Below are 5,685 nucleotides of genomic sequence, written 5' to 3' on the forward strand. Positions count from 1 at the left end.
TACGTACCGTCGGCCGACATGGTGGACTGCCAGCCGAACCCGACAGCGGCGCCCAGCGCGCCGAGCACAGCCAGATTGCGCGCGCCGACGCGCGCCATCAGCCGGGGCGCGAGCTTCGAGCCGAGCACGATGCTGAGCGAGCTGGGGATGAGCGCGAGGCCTGCCTGGAGCGGTGTGTAACCCAGCACGTTCTGGGCGTAGACCGTCATGAAGAACCACATGCCGAAGGACGCGACCCCGCTCACGAACATCCCCGCGTTGGCGGCGGACACGGCGCGCGCCCTGAACACCTTCAGCGGCATCAGCGGCACCCGTGCCCGCGTCTCGACGGCGACAAAGGCGGCGAGCAGCAGCAGGCCGCCCACCAGCGGTACGAGGGTCGCGGCCGATCCCCAGCCCCGCTCGTCGGTCTGCACGATGCCGTAGGCGAGGACGGCGAGGCCGACCGTGACCAGCAGGGCGCCCGGCAGGTCGAGCCGTCTGTCCTCGCCGCGTCTGCTCTCAGTCAGCCAGATCGCCCCGCCGATCAGCACCAGGGCGCCGATCGGCACATTGATCAGCAGCACCCAGCGCCAGGACAGCAGATCCGTGAGCACCCCGCCGACCAGTCCGCCGGCCGCGCCGCCTCCCGCACCGACCGCCGACCAGGTGCCGATGGCCCGGGTCCTGGCGGGTCCCGCCGGTACGGCCGAGGTGAGGATGGTGAGGGTCGCCGGGGCCAGCACGGCGGCGCCGAGGCCCTGTACGGCACGCGCGGCCAGCAACTGCCAGCCCTCCTGGGCCAGTCCGCCGGCGACGGAGGCGGCGGTGAAGACCGCGAGCCCGGTCAGGAACATCCGTTTGCGGCCGAAGAGGTCCGCGGCCCGGCCGCCGAGCAGCATGAAGCCGGCGAAGGCGATCGAGTAGGCGTTGAGAACCCACTGAAGACCGGTGGCGGAGAGCCCGAGGTCGGCGCGCATCGACGGCAGTGCGACATTCACCACGGACACGTCGAGCACAACGAGGAACTGCCCGGCGCAGGCGGCGAGGATCACCGCCCACGTACGGGTGGAGCCCGGCCGCTTCGACGTGGAGGCGCGGGCCGGGGCTGCCGCGGACGCGGGTGGGGACCCGGGTATGGAGTCGGCTGCGGATTCTTCTGGCGTGGCTCGGACCATGGGCGTCATGGTCGCAGGAGCACAGTGCTCCGTACATCAGGATTTTGGCGTACGGCCGCCCACGGTCCTTGGCCCTACGTCCCCCGCGCGCCCTTCGTGCGCCCGTCGCGCAGCCCTCGCGCGTCTCTCGTGCTGGGCCGTGACGCGGCACGCGTACTGATATTCGTACCGGACCCTCCGGAATAACGGCAGGATAAGGAAGCGTTCACACCACACCCACTTCGGCGGACAACGCTGTCCGCCCGGGTCCACCAACACTTTCTCTCAACTTCCCCCTGCCCGGAGGCCGCACGTATGCCGCAGACGACGACAGATCAGCACACCGGGGCAGCGACCCCGGATCGGCGGGAACGCGGAACCCGCGGTGTCGTCCCCGTCCTCGCCTTCGCGGGCATCACCGTCGCCGTGATGCAGACCCTGCTCGTCCCGGTCATCAAGGACCTGCCCGTCCTTCTCGACACGGCCCCCGCCAACGCCACCTGGGTCATGACGGCGACGCTGCTCGCCGGTGCGATATCCACCCCGATCATGGGGCGGCTCGGTGACCTGTTCGGCAAGCGGCGCATGCTGCTCGCCAGCCTCGCCGTCATGGTGGTCGGCTCGCTGATCTGTGGTTTCACCGACAACCTGCTCATCATGATCGTCGGCCGGGCCCTCCAGGGTTTCGCCATGGGCGCGATCCCGCTCGGCATCGGCATCATGCGCGACGAGTTGCCGCGCGAGAAGCTCGGCTCGGCGATGGCACTGATGAGCTCCTCCATCGGCGTCGGCGGTGGACTCGCCCTGCCTGTCGCCGCGTTGATCGCGCAGAACGCCAACTGGCACGCGTTGTTCTTCGCTTCGGCGGCGCTGGGCGTGCTGTCGATGCTGCTGACCGTCCTCGCCGTACCCGAGTCGTCGCTGCGGGCCGTCGGCCGGTTCGACTGGCTCGGCGCGATCGGTCTTTCGGCGGGCCTGGTCGCCCTGCTGCTGCCCGTCACCAAGGGCTCCGACTGGGGCTGGAGTTCACCCACCACGCTCGGCATGTTCGGGCTCGCCATCACGATCCTGCTGCTCTGGGGCCTGATGGAGCTGAAGGTCTCGGCTCCCCTGGTCGACCTGCGCACCACGGCGCGCCGTGAGGTGCTGCTCACCAACCTCACCTCGATCATGGTCGGGGTCGCGTTCTACGCGATCTCGCTCGTACTCCCCCAACTGCTCCAACTGCCCGCCTCGACCGGCTACGGCCTGGGTCAGTCGATGGTGGTCGCCGGTCTGTGCGTGGCGCCGCTCGGTCTGACCATGATGTTCACGGCGCCGCTGTACGCCCGGATCTCCGCGCGGCGCGGTCCCAAGGTCTCGCTGATCCTCGGCATGATCGTCATAGCGATCGGTTACGGCGGCGGCCTCGGCCTGATGAGCGCCGCCTGGCAGACCATCATCATCTCGGTGGTCGTGGGCGCGGGCATCGGCCTCGCGTACTCCTCGCTCCCCGCCCTGATCATCGGCGCCGTGGACCCGTCTGAGACCGGCGCGGCCAACGGCCTGAACACGCTGATGCGTTCGATCGGTACGTCGGTGTCGAGCGCGGTGATCGGCATGGTGCTCGCGAAGACGTCCGTACAGACGGCCGCGGGGCCCGTGCCCACCATGAGCGGCTTCCACATCTCGTTCATGATCGCCACAGGCGCGGTGGTCGGCGGTCTCGTCATCGCCTCCTTCCTGCCGGGGCAGCGGTCGGCGGCGGCGAAGGCCGCCAAGGCCCTCAAGGCGGAGACCGGCGTGGAGGGGCTCGGAGCGACCGTCGCACAGTCGATGTCGCAGGCGCAGCCGATGTCGAAGTCGAAGTCGACGCTCGTCGCCGGTTCCGGCGGGTTCACCGGGCGGGTGCTGAACGCCGAGGGTGAGCCGGTCGGGCGGGCCAACGTCACACTGATCGACCGGCGGGGCCGGCAGGCGGGCCTGACCGTCGCCGACACGGACGGCAACTACCTGCTGCTCCCGCCGGCCGCCGGCGACTACGTACTGGCGGGATCGGCGTCAGGCCATCCGCCGCTCGCCCGCCCGGTGTCCTACCCCGGAGAGGGACGGCGCGTGCGGGTCGACCTGGTCCTGGCGGAGGGCGCGGCGGAGCCCAGCGCCGCCGTCACCTCGTAACACGCTCCCCGCACACCGGCCCACGCGGGCCGTGTCACACCACGCCCCCGGCGCCACAGCGCCGGGGGCGTACGTGGATCATGGACGGCGCACGCCCACGTACCGCCAGCCCGTACCACCAGCGCGACGCAACGAGAAGGAGAGGTAGGGAGTCCATGCCGGCACCCTCGCCCGAGGTCCTCGCCGCCTTCGAGGCGGCCAAGGGCTTCATGCCCCTCCACGAGGGACTCGCGCTGTACGAGGCCGCCACCGCCGCGGGCGCGGCCGGACTGCCGCTGCTGGAGGTCGGTACGTACTGCGGTCGCTCCACACTCCTGCTCGCGGACGCCGCCCGCGCGGCGGGGACCGTCGTCGTCACCGTCGACCACCACCGGGGCAGCGAGGAGCAGCAGCCCGGCTGGGAGTACCACGACCCGGAGGTCGTCGACCCCGAACTGGGCCTGATGGACACACTGCCCACCTTCCGCCGCACCCTGCGCAAGGCGGGCCTCGAAGACCACGTGATCGCGGTCGTCGGCCGGTCCCCGCAGGTCGCGGCGGTGTGGGGAACACCGGTGGGGTTCCTGTTCATCGACGGCGGACACACCGACGAGCACGCGAACGGTGACTACGAGGGCTGGGCCCCGCACCTCGCCGTCGGCGGCCTGCTCGCCATCCACGACGTCTTCCCCGACCCGGCGGACGGCGGCCGTCCGCCGTACAACATCTACCTGCGCGCGCTCGCCTCCGGCGCCTTCGCCGAGGTCTCCGTCACGGATTCTCTGCGCGTCCTGCGCCGTACACACGCGGGAATCTGACCCGGCGGGTCTACGATCGCCGCGTGTCGAACGACGAAGTCAAGCCCCCAGCCCGCCGCCGCACAGGGCGGAACATCATCGCGGTCGTGGCGGCCGCCGTCGTGGTCGGTGCCCTCGGGGGGTGGCTCATCCACCAGGGGACGAGCGGGCCCGACGAGGGCGGTACGGCCGAAGCGGCGTCGGCCACCGATCAGCGGGGGACCACCCTGCCGGTGCCCACCGCCTCCCCCAGCCCCGCGGGCGAGGCGGCCGACGACAAGGCAGCCGACGACAAGGCACCCCCAGGGCCGCTCGCCGGCAAGGTCGTGGTCATCGACCCGGGCCACAACCCCACCAACTACAAGCACACCAAAGAGATCAACGCGCCGGTGCGCATCGGGACGACCAGCAAGGAGTGCGACACCACCGGTACGGAGACCAACAACGGCTACACCGAAGCCACGTTCACCCTCGATGTGTCACACCGGCTGCGCGACCTGCTGGAGGCCAAGGGCGCGACGGTCAAGCTCACCTACGACAACGACCGCCCGTTCGGCCCGTGTGTGGACGAGCGCGCCGCGATCGGCAACAAGGCGAAGGCCGACGCCGCCCTCTCCATTCACGCGGACGGTGCGGCTGCGGGCAATCGCGGATTCCATGTGATCCTTCCCGGCCTGGTGAAGGGCGATGGCGCCGACACCTCGAAAATCACCACGCCGTCGCGCGCCCTGGGGACGCGTATCGCCGACGATTTCGCCCGCAGTACCGGAAGCTCGCGTTCCAACTACATCGGTGACGGTACCGGGTTGGACACGCGTACTGATCTCGGCGGACTGAATCTGTCGACCGTGCCCAAAGTCTTCATCGAATGCGGCAATATGCGGGATGCCAAGGACGCCGCGCTGGTGACCAGTTCGGGCTGGCGGCAGAAGGCGGCACAGGGGCTTGCGGACGGCATCAGCGCGTTTCTTCTCAAGTAAGAGTCTCCTGAGAACTGGGACGGGCACGGATACCGGGCGGACGCCCCCTTCGGGCAGGCGATACATTCATCCGTACCATAGGGAGCCGCCCCCGAGCTTCGAAGCGCGTGCGCTACCGCACCGCGGCAGCGCCGACCGCCCCGACGAGACGACTTACGAAGGACTTTTCACGTGAACATCCGCTCCCTCACTCGAGGTGACGGCGTGGTGATCGGAGCAGCGGTGTTGCTCTTCATCGCCTCGTTCCTCGATTTCGTCGACCTCGGCAACACCGCCTGGGACAGCCTGGGTACCGTGATGAGTATCTACGTGGCCGACATCGCCGCCGCGGCCTTGATCGTCGTCGCGCGCGGGCTGCCGCAGACGCGCAAGTTCCTGGGGATGGACCTGGGCCAGTTCGGCGTCGCCCTCTCGATATTCGCCGCGTGGACGGCGCTCTGGACCTTGATCGACGTGGGCAGCTTCGCCGGTACGGGCCTCATCATCGGTTTCATCGCCACCCTGATCCTCGCGGGCGCCGCCATAGCGACACCGCTGCTGCCGGCCCTGAAGCCCGCCCTCATCGGCCCGCCGAAGCCGCAGGCGCCGACGCCGTACGGCGCTCAGCCGCAGGCGTACGGCTACCCGGGCCAGCAG

General features: G+C 70.1%; 4 protein-coding genes and 1 pseudogene. 4 read left to right on the forward strand and 1 reads right to left on the reverse strand.

Annotation, left to right across the window (positions count from 1 at the left end; all coding sequences use genetic code 11):
• Nucleotides 1-1,157 (reverse strand): MFS transporter (locus QR77_RS10110; RefSeq protein WP_236710589.1); only part of this gene is annotated, 1,157 nt, incomplete at its 3' end.
• Nucleotides 1,158-1,451: 294 nt separating this feature from the next.
• Here QR77_RS10110 and QR77_RS10115 point away from each other — a divergent pair.
• From QR77_RS10115 to QR77_RS10130, 4 genes and pseudogenes are all read left to right on the forward strand, one after another.
• The gene (locus tag QR77_RS10115) at nucleotides 1,452-3,293 is read left to right on the forward strand and encodes an MFS transporter (RefSeq protein ID WP_040021101.1); all 1,842 of its coding nucleotides are present in this window, start codon (nucleotides 1,452-1,454) and stop codon (nucleotides 3,291-3,293) included.
• A gap of 155 nt (nucleotides 3,294-3,448) precedes the next feature.
• Nucleotides 3,449-4,090 (forward strand): class I SAM-dependent methyltransferase, encoded by a 642-nt coding sequence (locus QR77_RS10120; RefSeq protein ID WP_040021103.1) that lies wholly within the window; start codon nucleotides 3,449-3,451, stop codon nucleotides 4,088-4,090.
• 23 nt (nucleotides 4,091-4,113) lie between these two features.
• A complete protein-coding gene (locus QR77_RS10125; protein ID WP_040021105.1) occupies nucleotides 4,114-5,049 on the forward strand; it encodes an N-acetylmuramoyl-L-alanine amidase in 936 nt (311 codons plus the stop codon).
• A gap of 171 nt (nucleotides 5,050-5,220) precedes the next feature.
• A pseudogene (locus QR77_RS10130) lies at nucleotides 5,221-5,685 on the forward strand (DUF5336 domain-containing protein); the annotation flags it as partial.

Origin of the sequence: Streptomyces sp. 150FB (assembly GCF_000818195.1) — a bacterium.
Lineage (GTDB): Bacteria > Actinomycetota > Actinomycetes > Streptomycetales > Streptomycetaceae > Streptomyces.